Consider the following 19,071-nt stretch of genomic DNA (forward strand, 5'->3'; position numbering starts at 1 on the left):
CATGGCAGAAAATAAGAACACGGATAAGACAGCGCTGACCCCGGCCGCAAAGGAGCCATCCGACACTGCGCCAGCGTCCGGGTCAGGCACGTCGACACGCCATGATGCTGAACCTCGTCCGGCCAGGGGCAACGGCCTGCTCTGGTTATTCTCGTTTTTTATTCTGCTTTTGCTTATCGCAGCATGCGGCGGCGCATACTGGTTTGTAAAAAACCGGCTGGATGACACCAGTACCTTACAGACAGCACAACAGCAGTATGTCAGCCAACTGGCGGCACTTAATGAACAAAATCAGGCCCTGCAGTCACAGCTATCGTCACTGCAGGACAGTAAGCAGCAGCTCAGCACGGCAGTCACCGAACTTACCGTCAAAACGCGTGAACTGGCAACGCAGAGCGCCGCCCTCGAAACCATGCTGAAAAACCAGGATGGGCGTCGCCCAGCAGACTGGCTGGTTGCCGAGGCCGATTACCTGGTAAAAATGGCGGGGCGTAAATTGTGGCTGGAACAGGATGTACGCACGGCAATCATGCTGCTGGTCAATGCGGACAAGCGTCTCAAATCGCTCGGCGATCCTTCGTTGTTGCCGGTGCGAGCCAAACTGGCGGCGGATATTCAGGCGCTGCAGCAGCTTAATCCGGTCTCCCGCACCTCCGTTGCGCTCGCCGTATCCGGCATGCTCGCACAGGTCGACAAGCTTACTCTCGACGTCTTTGAGAAACCCGAAACAGATACCACCAGTGATAACCTGTCGACCTCTGCGGCAGACTGGAAAGACAACCTCGCGAAAGTATGGCGTGCGCTGGTGAAAGACTTTTTCACCGTGAAGACGCTGAGCAGCCCGGTTGCCCCGGTGATGTCGGAGCAACAGCGCTGGCTGGTGCGCGAACAGCTTAAACTCCAGCTGATGCAGGCGCAGTCTGCAGCGCTGGCCAGTGAAGCGGCCCTGTTTGAACAGTCATTGCAACATGTCCAGAAACTCCTGGTAGAACGGTTTGATATTGACGATGTGCAGGTTGCCGGCTTTATCCGGGCGGTACAGAACCTGCTCGACACCGATATCAGTCAGCCGCTGCCCACCGAACTGACCTCTCAGCAGGCGCTGGAAGACGCGCTGGACACCCGGGTTAAACAGGCGTTTGGTCAGGGAGTCAGTGAGCTATGAAGTGGCTGGTTTATGCATTATTGCTGGTCGGCATTCTGATTGCCGCCATGATCGTTGCGCCGATGATCCTGGGCGACAGTGGCTATGTGCTGATAACGCTGGGTGACACTGCCATTGAAATGACGGTGATCAGCCTGGTGATTTCCGTTATTGCCCTCGCCATTGCCTGGTGGGTGATTAAACGTCTTGCCCTGCGCCTGCTTAGCCTGTTCACCGGTTCACACCGCTGGTTTGGCGTCCTTGGACAAATTCGTCGTGAAAAGGCATTTTATCAGGGCATTCAGGCACTGGCAGAAGGCCAGAGCGCGCGTGCGCTGACGTTACTGAGTAAAACCAGCAACGGAGACTTTGACGGCGTGAACTACCTGGCCGCCGCGCAGGCCGCTATAGACGAAGGCGAACCCGTGCATGCCAGACGCATGCTGGAGATGGCCTGTGATTATGACAACGCACGTGTTGCCGCAACGATGATGAAAGGGCGTTTACTGACTGAGCAGGGTCACAGTGAGGAAGCGCTGGCGTTACTTAACGCACTGGACGAAGATGCCCAGAAACATGCCGGCGTGATTGGTATGAAAGCGCGCCTGATGGCGCAACTTGGCCACTGGGAAGAACTGGAACACAAGTTGGGTGAGTGGCGCAAACACCTGAGCAAAAGTCAGTACGTTAGCTGGTCACAACGCATTGCCAAAGGTAAGTTTGCGGAAATTGCCAGTAAGCAGGGCGCCAATGCCCTCAAACAGTACTGGGAAACGCTGCCTCGCAAGATGCGCGCAGATACCGCGTACCGCGCTGCGTTTATTCAGCAGTTGCTGGAGCAGGGGATGCATAACGACGCCCAGCAGCGCCTGCTTGAATGGCAGAAAGGCGGCCCGGATGCCGTGCTGTTTGGCTTTTTCAAGGCACTGAATCTGCCGAATGCCGCACCGACCGTTCAGCAACTGGAAAAATGGATTAAACATGACCCTGAAAACGCATCACTGTATTCAACACTCGGGAATGTGGCGCATAATGCCGGGGATGATGTGCTTGCTGAAAAAGCCTTATTGAAGGCAATTAAACTGTCGCCAAACCAGCATGATCTGATGGTGTTGTCACAAATCAGTGAGAATCGCCAGGATCCCAAGCAAGCGCTGTCGTTTGTCAAACAGGGCATGCTGTTGTCTCAGAAAGCGTAGAGCAACGCCGTCCTGGTGACGGCGTTAACGCGAGCCACAATGACACAGGCCTGCCTGGCTCACCTTGTTAACAAATACAGAGACTCACACGACGTGCAAACAAGCGAATTCATTCAGATACGACGATTTATAGTGAAGCTGGGAAAGATGCTGCACAAGTACGGCACACCTGCGTTCCGGCTCGAGGCGTATCTGTCGGAAATTGCCCGCTATCTGGGTGTCAGGGCGTCGTTTATCTCTACGCCCACCTCGCTCACCTATGTTATCTGGAGCGATGGCCATGAAGACGAATATACCCATGCCGCACGTCTGATGCCCGGCGACCTTGACATGCACGCACTGTCACTGACTGACGAACTGGCCAGTTCACTGCTGGCCGGTGAGCTGACCCTGGAACAGGCCGACAAGCGTCTGGACGAGATTGACGCGCTACCCAGTCCCTACAACAAGCTGGTGACCGGCCTCGCGTTTGGCTTGTCGACCGGCGCCTTTGCGATGCTGATGGGCGCAAGCTGGTCAGAAATTTTCTGGTCGGGCGGCCTCGGGCTCATCGCCTATTTCTGGTATCTGTGGTCATTGCAGTCAAAGCGTGTGAATCTGATGCTGGAGCCGGTCACGGCGTTTATTGCCGGCGTGCTGGCCAGTGCCATCGGCCGGTATATTGATCCCGGTATAAATATTCCACTGATTGTGCTGTCGTCGGTGATTGTGTTCGTCCCCGGACTGGCGCTCACCATGGGACTGGCCGAATTATCCTCGCGTAACATGGTGTCGGGTACGGCACGCGTGATGGATGCCCTGATGCAGCTTTTTAAATTGTATTTTGGCGCGTTTCTTGGCGTATCAGCAGGCTTCAGCCTGTTTGGTGAAAACATCTACCTGCCGGCAGAATCCCTGCCTTACTGGGCTACCTGGCTGGCAGTATTCTTACTGAGCCTGTCACTGGTTGCGATATTCCGCACCCGCGCCAAGCATATTCCGTGGGCGCTAAGCGCCGCGTTCATTGCCTATGCGGCGACCACATGGGGCTCGATGTATATGGACAACGGACTCGGCGCATTCGTCGGGGCGTTTGCACTTGGCGTATTTGCCAATGCCTTTACCCGTATCGCCAATCAGCCCTCAGCCATTGTGGCCATGCACGGCCTGATTGTGCTGGTACCCGGCTCAAAGAGCTATATCGGGCTTAACTCGTTTATTTCTGGTCAGGACTTCGTGCAGGCCGACCACATCGGTCAGGAAGTCTTCCTGATCTTCATGTCGCTGGTTGCCGGCCTGATCTTTGCCAACGTGGTGATGCCAACCAAAAAGGCCCTGTAAAGAGTAAGCACTTACTTGACCGGACTCATCAGTTTTATCATGGCTTTACCCAGGCGCACATTGAGTGCGCCGGCGGCGACCGCTTCGGCGGTATTCTCCATAACCTTGGCCGACAACGAACCGCTGATCTGATTCACTACTTCGTCTGATGCCATATCAAATACGCTTTGTGCCGCGATGTTCTGCGCCAGTATTTTCAATAATGACCAGTTACCCGCCGTGCCCGGACGCAGGCCGTACACGCTTGCCACCCGGCGGATGGTTCTGAGACTGATCCACAGCACCGCCAGTGTCTGGATAAGCGGGTTCGGACTGATAAAGGCCAGGCTGCCGGCAGACAGGGACTCACGCCGGACCACCTCATTGGCCTTTGCGACAACCGGTCCGGATACATGGTGGCGGTACAGCCGGACCCGCTCCTCGCAGGTCTGATCGCGGTTGAGCATATGCTGGTAAGCACGATAACAATGATGCGCATAACTGCCGCTGGCAAACAGGCTGGCATGGGCGTGAATTGCGCGGTCAACCGCCTCAGGGTCGTTACTCTGTGCCAGTGTATCGAGCGGCAGCGCGGTGCCAACAAACCGGTTGACCCGGCGATAGCCTGTTAGCTCCCTTAGCACCAGCGACGTCAGCAGCAACACGAACCCACCCAACAGTACTGCCAGGATGCTGCCGGTCACCGGATTGTCACTGAAACTCACCATCACCGTATTGACCGCGTCATACACCATAAACGCGAGCATACAGAGTAGCCCTGTCAGTCCGGTCAAAAGCCACAGCGACGGGCCGGTATTATCAGGTAACTGCCAGTTATCCGGCTGGCTTTTTACGGGCATGTTCTGGGTCGGACGCACATCGTTCACGGGCGTCTGGGTAATTTTAGAACGGTATTCAGACTGTGGCATAAGGCCTCCTTAGTCCAGTAAGAACTGGAACAAACGGTCCAGGCCCCGGCTGTTCAGTATACGGGGCAGCATGTCATTGGGTACGCCAATATCCAGCGCCGGGAAATGACTGTCTTCTTCCAGGGCATTGATGCGGGCGGGCAGCGGGTCGAAACGCGCTTCCATGTATTGTCCCTCGGACGTTGAATAACGCATTGAGTGGCTGTCGCGGCCAGCATCGGTGGCCTGAATAGCTGACACCAGAAAATGCTCGGCACGCACTGCTTTGTCGGCGAATTTCGCGCGCGCACCTTCGGTCAGGTTGTGCAATAGCGACAACAGGTTGTCATGTTCACTCGCCGGCACGGTATCCGCTTTGGTGGCCACAAACGCTACCTTGCTGATTTTCTCACGCCCCAGAAACGTGCGCGCAAACCACTGACTGTCACCATAAGTGAAGGTTTCTGCCAGGTGACTTAACGTTTCTTTTAACTGATACAGGTGCTGGCGACTGTGATGCAGCCCCTCAAACAGATCAACCAGGATCAGCTGCTTATCCGTTTGCCTGAACACCTTCTTACGCACCGGCTTCAGCCAGTCCTGCTTAAACGTGTTAAATGCGGCATCAAACGCCTGCGTCCATGGGTGTGAAGGATCACTGGTGACCGAGGACGGTAATGGGGTGAATCCCATGGTCGTCAGGTCCGGCGTATTGTCACTCAGCAGGAAGCTGCCCGGTTGCAGCATAGAAATGCCATCGGCCTTGGCACGGGTCAGATAGTCCAGGTAGGCGCTAAGCAGTATCTGCCGGTTTTCAGGTGTCGGCGGCTGTTCAAAGTCAAACCCGTTCACCACCTTATGCCATGCCCCGGCATGCTGGCGCTGAGGCCCGCTGCCCTGCTGCGCCCAGGTCGAGTCGGACCAGGCCACATACTGCTTATTCAGCATGGGTAAATCGGTCAGCCATTCCCCCGGATAGTCGATAAACTCAAATACCACCTCACTGTAAGGCAGCAGCCAGCGCGTCAGACTGCCTGTGCGACGCAAGCCAACACGTAGCGTAAAGCCGTAGGCCGTGGTGGTAGAGGCAGGCCATCGCCCCTGTTGCAGCGCCGTCATGTGCTGGTCTAGCGGAAAGCGCTCAAAGCCCGGTAACGGCTCAAGTGACACCGTCTCGACCAGTGAGGACGGCAGACGGGTCAGCAGAGGCAGACAGGCATACCCATCCTCCGTGCGATATTTCAGCATGGTCATCAGACTGGTAAACAGCATCGATTTACCACTGCGGCTAAGCCCGGTGATGGTAAAGCGGTGCTTATCCCGGGTCAGCCACTGCCCCAGTCGCTGTCCGCGTTCAGCACCGGATGCAAACCACTGAGAAACCTGCTCGCGCATTCATCCTCTCTTGATTTTTATCAGACATACACCACTATGATGGGGGCGATACATCCCGGATTGCAATGCTCGTGCATGATTTGTTACATGTTCATTGATCACGGCCGGTGCTGATGCACTTCACGACGACGCATGTCCACCAAACAACCTGACGTTACACGGAGAACCTCATGAGTAAAGATTATCTTGAAATTACCAAACGTATTTCAGACAACCTGAAACCCCTGCGCAGCGGCATTTCTGACACCCTGCAGGGCTTTTCTGCCATGGCCAAGGCCGCCACGGCAGATGGCGCACTGGATAAGAAAACCAAAGAACTGATTGCGCTGGCAATTGGCATTTCTACGCGCTGTGATGGCTGTATCGGTTTTCACGTAAAAGCGCTGGTTGATTTAGGTGCAACCAAAGAAGAAATTGAAGAAACGCTGGGGATGGCTGTGTATATGGGTGGTGGTCCGTCACTGATGTATGCCGCTGACGCCATGCTTGCCTACGAGCAGTTCATGGAGCAGAAAAACGCATAAGTTGTAGGTAGGGCCTGTTTCAGGCCCCGAACTCAGTGTTCCTCAGGCTTGCTGAGGCCAAAGGTGTGACGCACCCGGTTACGGGTAGAATGCCAGAGGTTCTTTGGCAGGGTCGGGGCCTGGGCCAGCAGTGCATCAAAGTCGACTTTTTCCGGTGTCAGCGGCGGCACGTGGGCACTGTAAATTTTGCTGGGTGCGCTGTTGGCAATGCGGCTTAACGACTGCTTGTACTGATTCGGGTGGCAAACCGGGTATGGCGGCGCCAGCTTTCCTTTGACCCGTACAAACAGGTCTGCGACGTACACCTGACCGCTAGGGACATGGATCACCGATAAGTCATGGTCGGTATGTCCCGGCGTGTAGGCCGTCACAAACTCTTCAAACCCCGGGATCATGCCGCCGTCTTCTGCCAGGTGATCCGGTTTAAGTACCCGCGGATACCAGATGTATTTTTTCGGCTTACCCAGCCGCCCGGCGACCCACCAGGTCAGCACAATATCGATAACATGGGCCAGCCAGCCCATAGCGCCACGATACCAGAGCGGCGCCTTGGGGTGTGCGAGTATTTTCGCGCCACTGCGCTTTCGCAACGCATGCGCCCCACCCGCATGGTCCGGGTGCATATGCGTCACGACTATCCATTTCAGTTCGCTGACGTCACGTCCCAGCTCGTTGATGAACGTACAAACCCGATCAACATCGGCACGGCTGCACCCATCCAGCAGCATCAGCCCGTGCGCCTGCTCAATCAGGTAAATAAACTGGATATAGCCTTTTATTTTATGCAGCTTCATCAGGGCGTTATTCTGGTAAACAGACTGCAAACGCTACCAGATTTCAGCTGGTTAGACCAGCATCTGAGACAAGGGCAAATACGGATGTCACCTCCCCAATTAGCCAGTGCAACCCCGGATCACCCTCCTGCTGCTGGTGCCAGTAAAGGTGCGTATCAAGGGGCGGCAAGTCGAACGGCAGCGCCTCCCGCACCACTCGCCCGGTCATGACCGACTGCGCCACGGCAACCGGCAGGGTCAGCAGGGCGTCAGTCGACGCCACAACGTCAGCGGCAGCGCGGTAAGTCTGACATCGCCACAATGCCTGTCGGGTAATCCCAAGCTGTTGCAGACCGAGCTCCTCCACCGCGGCTCCCTCGCGCCGGGACGACACGCTGATATGCTGGCTGGCCAGGTAGGCATCCCGGCTCATTGCCGACTGCAGCGGATGCCCGTGCCTCATGAGTACACAAAACGTATCCTGATACAGCCGCTGGTGACGAATTTGCGGGGTCACTGCACGCCCGACATCCAGCGCCAGACTGAGTGCACCGGAGGTCAGGTCAGCTTTCAGAGTCTCGCGATTCAGCCTGACACTGCTGATACCGACATGCGGTGCACTGGCGTGGAGCCGTTCAAGCAGCGGCACCAGTAAGCGCAGCTCCATGGATTCGGGCATAGCAAGGGTAAATCGCTGATGGCTGGTTGCCGGCGCAAACGCGGTAAAGTCACCAAAGGCCTGACGCAGTCCCGATAACGCGTTCAGTACCTCAGGTGCCAGACGCTCACAGGCGGGTGTGGGTGCCATAATCTGCTGACGACGCTCAAATAACGGATCGTCAAGCACACTGCGAAGCCGGGTCACTGCGTGGCTTACCGCCGAGGGCGTCAGATGCAGGGCATCAGCAGCCCGGGTCATATTGCGGTGGTGCCACAGTGCCTCAAAAACCTTCAGCAGGTTAAGATCCAGTTTTTCGAACAGTCGGGCGTTTTGCATTTACTATGAACATTATTCATACCATTACCGGATAATATTTCATTTTGTTCAGTATGCAAGTCTGGCTATGCTCAGACTACGCAATGTTGGAGGCACCACCATGGATTTTTCATATAACGACACCACCCGACGCTGGCTGGACAAACTGAACGCATTTACCGATGAGGTGATTAAACCAATAGAGAATGACGTCTACGCCTATCATCACAAGCACAACAACCACGGTGACTGGCAACGCTGGACGCTGCCAGAGCAGGTCGAGGATGCCAAGCAGAAGGCCAAAGCCGCCGGGCTGTGGAATCTGTTTTTACCTGATGCAGAGCTGGGTCAGGGCCTGACTACCACAGAGTATGCGCCTTTGGCTGAAGTCATGGGCCGGTATATTTTTGCGCCGGAGATATTTAACTGTAATGCCCCGGACACCGGCAACATGGAAGTGTTGTATCACTTTGGTAACGATGAACAAAAAGCCACCTGGCTGACCCCGCTACTGGCCGGTGAGATCCGCTCGGTGTTTGGTATGACAGAGCCGGACGTAGCGTCATCAGATGCCACGAACATGGCGGCTACCATTGTCGAGGACGGCGATGAGCTGGTAATTAATGGTAAAAAATGGTGGTCAACCGGTCTCGGTCACCCCAATGCAAAATTTACGATATTTATGGGATTGTCTAACCCTGAGGCCGAAAAACACAGCCGTCATAGCATGGTGATTGTACCACTCGACACACCAGGGGTAACCGTGAAGCGGATGCTTGATGCCTATGGCGATTACGACGCCCCTTATGGTCATGGTGAAATGCACTTTGACAACGTTCGTGTCAGTAAGAAAAACCTGATCATGGGGATGGGCAAAGGATTTGCGATTGCCCAGGGGCGTTTGGGACCCGGCCGTATCCACCACTGTATGCGGGCCATCGGCATGGCAGAAAAAGCGCTGGAACTGGCGATGCATCGCGGCCAGTCGCGCGTCGCATTCGGGCAGCCGTTGCTAAAACTGGGCGGTAACCTTGAGCGTATTGCCGACGCGAGGATGGCCATTGATCAGGCGCGCCTGCTGACCATGCACGCCGCATGGAAAATTGACAATCTGGGCGTAAAAAACGCCATGACCGAAATTTCCGCCATCAAGGTGGTTGTGCCTAATATGCTGCAGTCGGTTGTGGACATGGCGCTGCAGCTTCACGGCGGTGCCGGCATGTGCAGTGACTTTCCGCTGGCCAGGTTTGCTGCCGGGGCGCGTTCACTGCGCCTTGCAGACGGTCCCGATGAAGTACATAAAGGCATGGTCTCGCGGCTGGAACTGAAAAAGTACCGTTAATCGCAACACTGCCGGGTTTGGGTATTGCTCATGTCGTCTACGTGGGCTGGCAGGGCAATACCAAACCGGCTGTACAACTTGGCCAGCTCACCGCTGTCACGCAGGGACTGGAATACCGTGTCGAAATGGTTTTTCAGGTACCGGCCCTTGGTGTTTTTCGCAAACGCCCAGTAAAGATGAAACTGCCCAATCTTACGGGTTTCCAGCCCGGGATCCCCGGCCTGCGCCAGTGGCGCGTCAACCATCGACACCAGATCAACATAGTAATCAATCTTGCCCTGTTGCAGCAGCTCCATCGCCAGTGCCGGCGAGTCCACCGGTATCCCGGCACCCGATGAGGGCACGACCCGGTAAAAAATATCTTCATCATAGCCGTTGCGGTATGCGCCGACGTACGACTCAAGCGGCCCGTCAGCGACACGACTGTCGGCGTGATATACCGCAACGATATCACTGGATATCACCGGCTGTTGTGACAGGTAAAAGTCATCGGTGGGCTGAATTGCCCCGGTCATGTCAATGTCTTTGTATTTGAGACTGCGGTTAACACGCTGCCAGGGCAGAAATTGTATGCTGATGTCGTATTCATTCTCAGTGAAAATGCGCGACATCAGCAACTGGTAAAATCCGTTACCATCCGGCTGTGTAAACCCTTCCCAGATATCCGTTCCCCACTCAATGTGCACCTTGGCACTTAACGGGAATGCGACACCCAACAACACTATTAAGAAAACAACTGGCTTCATATGCGATCCCACTCCTTCGGTAAGTCGGCGTCACTGTGGCGAATCAACATTACCGCATATACCGATTAAGTATTGCCCAAAAGAGGATGCTGCACAACCCTCAAAACCGACCAGTTGGTTAAAAATTTTCAAGCTCTCACCCTGCCGATTCAATTTGGGGTTTTCTTTTTTATCAAAATAAGTAAAATTGCAAACAATAATACTTCGCATTTAGATTAATAAGATCAACTAAGAGGAAGCTGGTTTGAAAAAGCATTACCTGGTTTCATCACTCTGCCTGGCACTTGCCGGTGCAGCGCAGGCCCAGACAACGCCGGATGGCGCGGACATCGAACGCGTAACCGTTCGTGGCGCATATTTTGGTCAGCAAATGGCTGACGCCGTGAAAACGCCAACACTGCTGATCGACACACCACAATCTGTTTCGGTTGTAACGCGGGAGCAGATCGATGAACAAAATTTTATGGATATAGCGGATATTCTGCTATACACACCTGGCGCTTCAATCGGTCAGGGCGAAAATCATCGCGACCAATTCACCATTCGTGGTCAAAACACCACAGCTGACTTTTTTATCGATGGACTACGAGACGATGTTCAGTATTTCAGACCACTATACAACTTAGAGCGTGTTGAAATCCTTCGTGGTGCCAATGCATTGTTATTTGGCCGCGGCGGTGGCGGTGGCATCATTAACCGGGTTACCAAGACAGCCCGTATTAATGAGTCATTCAATTCAGTGGCAGCAAATTTGAACTCATTTGGTTCAGGAATGCTGGCCTCAGACAGTAATATATCGTTAGACAGCGACCAGGCACTTCGATTAAACGCGTTGTATGAACGTATTGATAACCATCGTGACTTTAATCACGGCGAACGTTTTGCGGTCAACCCAACCTACACTCTGAAAGTAAACAGCGACACGAACCTGGTACTTTCCTATGAATACATCAACGATGATCGCTTCGTGGACCGGGGAGTTCCGTCACTGAATGGTCGTCCGCTTGAGGGTGTACGAGATACTTTCTTTGGTGATCGGGATGTGAATACTACACAGTTTGAAGGTCATATTACTCGCGCACGTGTCGACCATACTCTCTCCGAAGAATGGACGTTGAATACGACTTTCCAATACGCAGACTACGACAAGTTTTATGCAAACCTGTACCCTGTTGCGTTTGATGATGCTAGCCAGCTTGTGACATTCGACGGTTACAATGACAGCCAGGATCGAAATAATGTACTGGCTCAAATTAACCTTATTGGTCAAATCTCAACAGGTAACGTAGAGCACACCATTCTGATGGGTGCAGAATATGGCGATCAGCGTTCACAAAATGTGCGTCAGGAAGCCAACTTTCCGAATGGTCCCGAGGTAGCGAATATAAATATTCGTCCTCGCGACTCAGTACTGTTTAGCGATCCGATCATCTCACCAGCTGTTGAATTTGTTGCCCCGATTCGCGATACCAACTCAGATGTCATGTTCACCTCGGTTTTCTTCCAGGACGAAATTACCCTGTCAGAGGAATGGACGCTGGTCGCTGGTCTGAGATACGACCGTTTTGATATTGACGTGACTGACTATATCCAAATAGGTATCGATAACGGCACTGTCGACCCGAACGTATTTAGTAGCGAAAGTTATGCGGCTGTAGCAGGCGACGGTAACAACGGTTACTTGTCACGCACGGACAACGAAGTATCACCTCGGGTTGGCGTTATTTATCAACCCAACGATGACTTGTCATTTTACGCGAGTCTAAGCAAATCGTTTTTGCCCCGGTCAGGAGACCAGTTCCTGAGCCTCGATTTGACGAGTGCTTCACTAGCGCCCGAGGAGTTTGAAAATCGTGAACTAGGGGTTAAGTGGAATGTTCTGCCATCGCTGGCATTCACCGCAGCGGTCTTCGAGCTGGAGCGTGAGGGTGGCACGACTGTAGATCCTAATAATCCGGAACGCAGTATCATCGTTGGTACCAAAACCCGCGGAGCAGAATTACAACTGGTCGGATATATTACTGACAAGCTAAGCGTTAACGCAGGTTACAGTTATCTGGACGCAAATGAAATGGGCCGAGTTGTTGACGGCCAGATAAATAACCGGGTACTTGCTCAGGTACCAGAGCACATGGCCTCGTTGTGGACTCGTTATAGCTACACTGAGCGCCTCGGATTTGGTCTTGGCGTAAGCTATCAGGGAGCGCAGTATACGTCGTTAAGCAATGCGGTAGAACTGCCCTCATTCACTCGTGTCGATGCAGCAGTTTTTTATAACGTAAATGACGCACTCTCGGTGCAACTTAACGTTGAAAACCTGTTCGACAAGGAGTACTTCCCTGCAGCCCATAATGATAACAACATCACCACTGGTGAGCCCCTTAATGCTCGCCTGGGTGTGACATACCAGTTCTGATTATCAGACTACATCAAAAAGCCGGTCGCTAACGCGTCCGGCTTTTTTGTTTTTGCCGCCACATCGCGCAACTGACTTATTCTATTAAGGTATTCTTAAGGCAGCTTTGCGATCTTACATCCATAGGCAGTGCCTTTTTAACGTTAACGGCACAGACGCTGCCGCTGCCACACGAAGTACACAACCGGTAACACCAGCAGGGTCATTACCAGTGCGCTGACCATCCCTCCGACCATGGGGGCAGCAATGCGGCTCATCACCTCGGAGCCGGTGCCGGTGCCATACATCACCGGTAACAGGCCGGCAATAACCGACACTGCGGTCATCAGCACCGGGCGAATACGTCGCGCTGCGCCGTCCAGCACCGCCTGTCTGACATCATCCACCGGCAGGGCCGGCTCGCCTGCGCGGCGCACCTGATGGCGTACCGACTGATTCAGGTATTCCAGCATAATGACAGCCGTTTCGACCGCCACACCGGCCAGGGCAATGAACCCGACACCGACGGCGACAGACAGGTTAAAGCCCTCGAGATAAAGCAGCCAGAACCCCCCGGTAATAGCCAGCGGCAACGTTACCAGGATCATGCCAATCTCGGGCAAGCGCCGGAAATTGAGGTACAGCAGAATAAGAATAATCACCAGCGTTAACGGCACCACAATGGTGAGCTTCTGTGCGGCCCGCTGCATGTATTCGTACTGACCGGCCCAGGTCAGAGAGTAACCTGGCGGCAGGGTAACTTTAGCCGCCACGCGCTGCTGCGCCTGGGTGACGTAACTGCCAATGTCGACATCGTCAATATCTACCAGCACCCAGCCGTTAAGACGGGCATTCTCGCTTTTTATCGCGGCCGGGCCGTTTTCAATACGCACTACCGCGACATCACCCAGGGTGATCTGCTGGCCGTTCGGCGTGACTATCGGCAGTGCCCATAATGCTTCGGGGGAGTCACGATAATGCTGCGGATAACGCAGACTGACCGGATACCGTTCCAGCCCCTCAACCGTTTGCGTCACATTCTGTCCGCCGACGGCTGACGCTATCACCCGCTGTACATCAGCGATGTTCATGCCGAAGCGGGCCGCACGGAGACGATCGATATCAATACGCAAATAGCGCCCACCGGCCACCCGCTCGGCATATACCGATGCTGTGCCCGGCAGGTCTGACAGCACCCGCTCCAGCTCACGGCCAATCTGCTGGATGACATCCAGCGACGGCCCCGCCACCTTGATGCCCACCGGGGTTTTAATGCCGGTGGCCAGCATGTCGATACGGGTTTTAATGGGCATGACCCAGGCATTGGTAAGCCCAGGGAAATCAACCAGACGGTCGAGCTCCTGACGCAGCTTGTCCATGGTCATGCCGTCGCGCCACTCGCTCTGCGGCTTTAACTGAATAAAGGTTTCAATCATGGTTAACGGTGCCGGATCAGTGGCCGTATCTGCACGGCCAACCTTACCAAATACCGATTTCACTTCCGGCAGCGTGCTGATGAGCTTGTCGGTTTGCTGTAACAGCTCACGCGCTTTGCCAATGGAAATACCCGGATGTGTGGTCGGCATGTACATCAGATCGCCTTCGTCCAGCGGCGGCATAAATTCGCTGCCCAGCTTGCCGACTGGCCAGAACCCCACCACAGTAACGATAAGCGCTGCCAGCAGGGTGCTTTTCGGGTACTTTAGCGCAGCGCGCAAAACCGGTAAGTAAGCGCTTGCTATTATGCGGTTTAACGGATTCTTGCTCTCGGGTTTTACCGTACCACGCACAAAGTAGCCCATCAGCACCGGCACCAGGGTAATCGCCAGCCCTGCCGCCACTGCCATGGCATAGGTTTTTGTGAAGGCCAGCGGCGAGAACATGCGGCCTTCCTGCGCTTCGAGAGTAAACACCGGTAAAAACGACACGGTGATAATTAGCAACGAGAAAAACAGGGCGGGGCCAACCTCGCTGGCTGCCCGGGTCACCACCTCCCAGCGGTTTTCTTTGGTCAGCGGCGTATCCTCGATGTGTTTGTGCAGGTTTTCCACCATCACAATGGCACCATCGACCATGGCGCCGATAGCAATGGCGATGCCGCCGAGCGACATAATATTGGCATTAATGCCCTGCAGATACATGATGACAAACGCACCAAGGATCCCAACCGGCAGACTGATAATGGCAACCAGTGACGAACGGATATGAAACAAAAACACGATGCACACCAGCGAGACCACCAGCAGCTCCTCCGCCAGTTTTTCCCACAGCGTGCTGACAGCCCGTTCAATCAGCCCGGAACGGTCATACACGGTAACAATATCGACCCCATCGGGCAGGCTGTCTTTTAATTCCGCCAGGCGTGCTTTTACCCGGTCAATCGTTTCCAACGCATTTTCACCATAGCGCATCACGATGATGCCGCCGGTCACTTCGCCCTGCCCGTTCAGCTCGGCTACCCCCCGGCGCATCTGCGGCCCGGTGCGCACCTCTGCCACGTCGGCAATGGTCACCGGCACACCCTGCGCACTGACTCCCAGACCAATATCACGAATGTCCTCGACAGACTGAATGTAACCGGACGCCGTCACCATGTACTCTGCTTCGGCCATTTCAATCACCGATGCGCCGGCTTCCTGGTTGCCACGCTTAAGCGCCTCATACACATGCATAACCGGTATGTTGTATGCCTGCAGCTTATCGGGCGACACCTCCACCTGATACTGTCTGACCATGCCACCTACCGGCGCAACTTCAGACACCCCCGGCAGTGCTTTCAGCTCATACTGTAAGAACCAGTCCTGCAGGCTGCGAAGCTGGGCAATATCATGCTGTCCGGTGCGATCCACCAGCGCATACATGTAAACCCAGCCCACACCGGTCGCATCCGGCCCCAACTGTGGCTGTGCGGTTTCCGGCAGGGTCGGCGCAACCTGATTGAGGTATTCCAGCACCCGGCTGCGTGCCCAGTACAGGTCGGTGTCATCGTCAAACAGCACATACACGTACGAGTCACCAAAAAATGAAAAGCCGCGCACCGTTTTGGCCCCTGGAACCGACAGCATGGCGGTCGTCAGCGGGTACGTCACCTGGTCTTCCACCACCTGTGGCGCCTGGCCCGGATAACGGGTTTTAATAATTACCTGCACATCTGACAAATCCGGTATAGCGTCAACGGGCGTTTGCCGGACCGCAAAAATGCCGGCGGCGATAAGAATCAGCGTCATCAGCACCACCAGGAAGCGCTGCTTTACTGACCATTCTATTAACGCGCGTATCATGGCATGTCTCCGTGCGACGTCATGTCATGCCCGCTGTGTGCATCCTCAGCCGACATCGCAATAATGATAAAGTCGTCGTCTACCCGAAATGTAAACGTCACGGTGTCTCCTGCCGCGAACGCAGTAAGATCTATCGTCGCATCGGCAATGAAGTCCATCGTCGTGGCGGGCCGGTTCCATTTTTCAATTGGCCCGCGGGCAATGGTGACCGTGCGTGTGGCCAGATCGATGGCTTTTATCTCACCGTTTACCGTGGCCTGGTTGTCAGGTTCATCCTGCCTTGTGGACATCACATGAATGCCCGAGATGAGATAACCGTCGCCGTCCTTCGCCACTTCCATATGAAGAGACCGCGCACTGGCCAGGGCCTCAATATCGACAGACTCAGCAACGGCAAAGTCCATTGTCATGGCAGGCCAGTCCCACTCCGGTACAGGGTCATGGGTAATGTTTGCCACACGCGACGCCACATCAACCGACTGCACTTCGCCTTTAACCCATACCGCCTCGGGCGACGCATTCATTGGTGACATGCGCCGAAAATCGGAGGTTTTTGACGATTCCGAATCAATCAGGAACTGGGCTGACAACACTACCTCGTCGCCTTCCATCAGCCCGTCTGTCACCTGCGTGACCGAACTGTCAGACAGCCCCGTTTTTACCGCAACCGACTTAAACCGGCCTTCCCCAAGCGCAACGACCACCCGGGTCTGCTCCTGAGTGCGGATAAGCGCATCATTGGGCACCAATATTGCCGGTTCGCCGCCATTGGCCTGTATGTCGACACTGGCGTACATACCTGGCTTGAGCAGCCCCGCTTCGTTTTCAAATACCAGCCGCGTACGCAGTGTGCGGGTGGCGTCATCCAGTGTGGGATAAATATAATCCACCGTGCCCTGCCACTGATTGCCCGGCGTAAACGGCAGGGTCATGGTAACGGGCTGCCCCACGCTGACGCGCGTTGCATCACGGGCGAACACATCTGCTTCTACCCACACGGTATCGAGACTGGCCAGACTCATCACATTGTTATTGGGCTGAACATAAAACCCTTCTCTGACAGGCAGGTCAGTGATAATGCCTGCTACCGGCGACGTGAACGTGATGTTTTGCTGTACCTCGCCGGAACGACGGAGTTTCTGAATAGCATCATCCGGTAGGTTCAGGGCCTTCAGCCTGGCCAGCGCAGCCTCAATCAGTGCGTTATCTGCGCGTTTCCGGGCAATCAGTAACTCCTTCTGGGCGTTTACCAGCTCAGGCGAATACAGGGTGTACAGAGGCTGGCCGGCTGCAACAGGATCACCCGCCGCATCGACGTACAGCGCCTCAATCCATCCGGCCACGCGCGGATGCAGGTGTACCAGTGAATCCTGGTTATAGCCGACATAGCCGGTGGCATGTACGCGCGGCTGAAGACGCCCGACAGTCACTGCGGCGGTGCGTACGCCCAGATTATTTTGTACTTCCGGCGAAATACGCACCGTGCCGGCACTGTCATTTTGCTCATCGTCGTACACCGGCACCAGATCCATTCCCATCGGCGATTTGCCGGGTTTATCCCGGCGATAGTTCGGATCCATGGGAGCAACCCAGTACAGCGGCTTTTTCTCATCAGCCTCGCTGCTGTCCTGTTGTGTTGGGCTAGTGTTGTTAAGTAGTAAACCTGCACCGAATCCGGCTGCCGCGGCAACACACACCGCCAGCCATAGCGCTTTGGTTGAATTAGTCATTGCGATCCCCCTGTGATTCGGTTGCGGTGAGGAAGTAACGTAACTGCGCTTTTGTACGCAGTGCATCCACCATCAGCGTGGTGTGGGCGATACGGTTATTAAGGTGGCGAATACGCGCTTCGGTGACGGTTTCAAACGTGCCGGTATCGGAGGTATAGGCGTTCAGCGCTGCCTCGGCGTAATTCTGGCTCTGTGAAATCAGCGTATCGGCATACAGCGCCTCGCGTTCGGTGAGTGCGGCAAATCGCTGCAGCAGGGTACTCACGCGGCCTGCAAACTCGCGGATCATAACCCGCTTTTCTGTCTCAATAGCACCGGCCGACGCCACTGCGGCAGACACCGCACTGTCATTGGCGTCCTGGTTAACAAACGGAACCGAGAACGTCACCCCAACCGACAAAAAGTCTGCCCGGCTGCGCCCCATTTCATCGTCCTGACGATAACCATAACTTGAGTTTAAGGTCCATTGTGGTGCATAGGCCTGGCGCGCTAATTCAGCGTCGGTTTCGGCCACCTCGCGCTGCGCCGAGACCTGACGAACACGCGGATGCTGCTGAAGAGACGTGTATAACTGCTGCCGACTGGCAGGCGCATCCTGCAACAGCCACGCTGGCAGGCTGATGTCAGGCAACGCCTGGTTCAGTTGTGCGGGTGTTAGGACGGGCACATCCATCAGTTCAGCCAGCGCGGCTATCGCCTCACGTCGCTGACCTTCAACCCGGGCAAGGCGGTCTTCAAGCGCCGAGCGTTCCAGTTGCGCATTAAACACATCCTGCTGGCGCGCCGACCCCACCCCCGAGGCGTAAGCCGACTCGGCAATCTCAATCAGCTGATCGAACAGCCCAAGATCCTGCTTTATCAAACCCACCACCGCTTCTTTCTCCAGGTAATCGAGCCAGCGCTGCGTCACGGTTAGTCCGACCTGAGCACGCCGGTCTTCGCGCATCAGCGGATAGCGTGCGGCGTCTTTGTTATGCCGGTCCTGCATCAGCGCTCTGGATTCCCCCCGCGGCAGGGTTTGCGATACCCCAACCTTAATCTGGGTCATCGGCTCCTGGGCAAAGCTGAAGGAGTCGGTGGGCAGGTTAGCCATACTGACTGAGACCATAGGGTCTGGTAGTGCGTTTGCGGCGTTTACGCGTGCCAGCGCCGCATCCTCTCTGAGCTGACTGCCACTGAACCAGGGGTCGGCCTGTACCGCCTGCTCAATGGCATCATCCAGCGAGAGCGCAGTGGAAGACAGGGGCTGAGTTTGCGCCTGTAGCGTTACGGCAGGCAAAATCAGCCAGGCAAATAGGCCAAAGCGAAGAAAACTGTTCATGGGATCTCCCGATTACCATTATCCAAAAAGGACGTGTG

The 19,071-nt window shown here is 55.0% G+C and carries 14 protein-coding genes; 6 read left to right on the plus strand and 8 right to left on the minus strand.

The annotated features are described in order from the left end of the window. Window position 1 precedes the first annotated feature (1 nt). The 3 genes from AB1N33_RS07465 to AB1N33_RS07475 all read left to right on the plus strand — a co-directional run bounded on the left by AB1N33_RS07465 (window position 2) and on the right by AB1N33_RS07475 (window position 3,663). Window positions 2-1,165: a uroporphyrinogen-III C-methyltransferase gene (locus tag AB1N33_RS07465; RefSeq protein ID WP_411270922.1), complete on the plus strand. Its 1,164-nt coding sequence runs from the start codon at window positions 2-4 to the stop codon at window positions 1,163-1,165. Next, window positions 1,162-2,343 (plus strand): heme biosynthesis HemY N-terminal domain-containing protein, encoded by a 1,182-nt coding sequence (locus AB1N33_RS07470; protein ID WP_411270923.1) that lies wholly within the window; start codon window positions 1,162-1,164, stop codon window positions 2,341-2,343. Before AB1N33_RS07465 ends, AB1N33_RS07470 begins: the two co-directional genes overlap by 4 nt. A gap of 93 nt (window positions 2,344-2,436) precedes the next feature. After that, window positions 2,437-3,663: a threonine/serine exporter family protein gene (locus tag AB1N33_RS07475; protein ID WP_411270924.1), complete on the plus strand. Its 1,227-nt coding sequence runs from the start codon at window positions 2,437-2,439 to the stop codon at window positions 3,661-3,663. Window positions 3,664-3,674: 11 nt separating this feature from the next. Here AB1N33_RS07475 and AB1N33_RS07480 read toward each other — a convergent pair whose 3' ends face one another. Together AB1N33_RS07480 and AB1N33_RS07485 are read right to left on the minus strand one after the other, a co-directional pair. Further along, window positions 3,675-4,571, minus strand: coding sequence for a YcjF family protein (locus AB1N33_RS07480; protein WP_411270925.1), 897 nt, complete (start codon window positions 4,569-4,571; stop codon window positions 3,675-3,677). 9 nt (window positions 4,572-4,580) lie between these two features. Next, on the minus strand, window positions 4,581-5,945 hold the full coding sequence (locus tag AB1N33_RS07485) for a YcjX family protein (protein ID WP_411270926.1): 1,365 nt from the start codon (window positions 5,943-5,945) through the stop codon (window positions 4,581-4,583). A 170-nt stretch (window positions 5,946-6,115) separates the two neighbouring features. On the opposite strand from AB1N33_RS07485, the gene AB1N33_RS07490 reads away from it, so the two are divergent. Beyond that, a complete protein-coding gene (locus tag AB1N33_RS07490; protein WP_411270927.1) occupies window positions 6,116-6,469 on the plus strand; it encodes a carboxymuconolactone decarboxylase family protein in 354 nt (117 codons plus the stop codon). Window positions 6,470-6,501: 32 nt separating this feature from the next. Here AB1N33_RS07490 and AB1N33_RS07495 read toward each other — a convergent pair whose 3' ends face one another. After that, the gene (locus AB1N33_RS07495) at window positions 6,502-7,263 is read right to left on the minus strand and encodes an MBL fold metallo-hydrolase (RefSeq protein ID WP_411270928.1); all 762 of its coding nucleotides are present in this window, start codon (window positions 7,261-7,263) and stop codon (window positions 6,502-6,504) included. A 43-nt stretch (window positions 7,264-7,306) separates the two neighbouring features. Next, window positions 7,307-8,239, minus strand: a complete 933-nt coding sequence (locus AB1N33_RS07500) for a LysR family transcriptional regulator (RefSeq protein WP_411270929.1) — start codon at window positions 8,237-8,239, stop codon at window positions 7,307-7,309. A 100-nt stretch (window positions 8,240-8,339) separates the two neighbouring features. Between AB1N33_RS07500 and AB1N33_RS07505 the strand changes: the two genes are divergently transcribed. Next, window positions 8,340-9,560: an acyl-CoA dehydrogenase family protein gene (locus AB1N33_RS07505; protein ID WP_411270930.1), complete on the plus strand. Its 1,221-nt coding sequence runs from the start codon at window positions 8,340-8,342 to the stop codon at window positions 9,558-9,560. Here the strand turns inward: AB1N33_RS07505 and AB1N33_RS07510 are convergent. Next, on the minus strand, window positions 9,557-10,306 hold the full coding sequence (locus AB1N33_RS07510) for a substrate-binding periplasmic protein (protein WP_411270931.1): 750 nt from the start codon (window positions 10,304-10,306) through the stop codon (window positions 9,557-9,559). The two genes, AB1N33_RS07505 and AB1N33_RS07510, sit on opposite strands and share 4 nt — an antisense overlap. A gap of 244 nt (window positions 10,307-10,550) precedes the next feature. Here AB1N33_RS07510 and AB1N33_RS07515 point away from each other — a divergent pair, with 244 nt between their 5' ends. Then, window positions 10,551-12,722, plus strand: coding sequence for a TonB-dependent receptor (locus tag AB1N33_RS07515; RefSeq protein WP_411270932.1), 2,172 nt, complete (start codon window positions 10,551-10,553; stop codon window positions 12,720-12,722). Window positions 12,723-12,865: 143 nt separating this feature from the next. Here AB1N33_RS07515 and AB1N33_RS07520 read toward each other — a convergent pair whose 3' ends face one another. Genes AB1N33_RS07520 through AB1N33_RS07530 form a run of 3 tightly spaced genes read right to left on the minus strand, consistent with a single transcriptional unit; the run spans window position 12,866 to window position 19,033 of the window. Beyond that, window positions 12,866-15,982: an efflux RND transporter permease subunit gene (locus AB1N33_RS07520; protein WP_411270933.1), complete on the minus strand. Its 3,117-nt coding sequence runs from the start codon at window positions 15,980-15,982 to the stop codon at window positions 12,866-12,868. Continuing rightward, the gene (locus AB1N33_RS07525) at window positions 15,979-17,712 is read right to left on the minus strand and encodes an efflux RND transporter periplasmic adaptor subunit (RefSeq protein WP_411270934.1); all 1,734 of its coding nucleotides are present in this window, start codon (window positions 17,710-17,712) and stop codon (window positions 15,979-15,981) included. Before AB1N33_RS07525 ends, AB1N33_RS07520 begins: the two co-directional genes overlap by 4 nt. Next, on the minus strand, window positions 17,705-19,033 hold the full coding sequence (locus tag AB1N33_RS07530) for a TolC family protein (protein WP_411270935.1): 1,329 nt from the start codon (window positions 19,031-19,033) through the stop codon (window positions 17,705-17,707). Before AB1N33_RS07530 ends, AB1N33_RS07525 begins: the two co-directional genes overlap by 8 nt. Between the last annotated feature and the right edge of the window lie 38 nt (window positions 19,034-19,071).

This window comes from Alteromonas nitratireducens (assembly GCF_040812025.1).
GTDB lineage: Bacteria > Pseudomonadota > Gammaproteobacteria > Enterobacterales > Alteromonadaceae > Alteromonas > Alteromonas nitratireducens.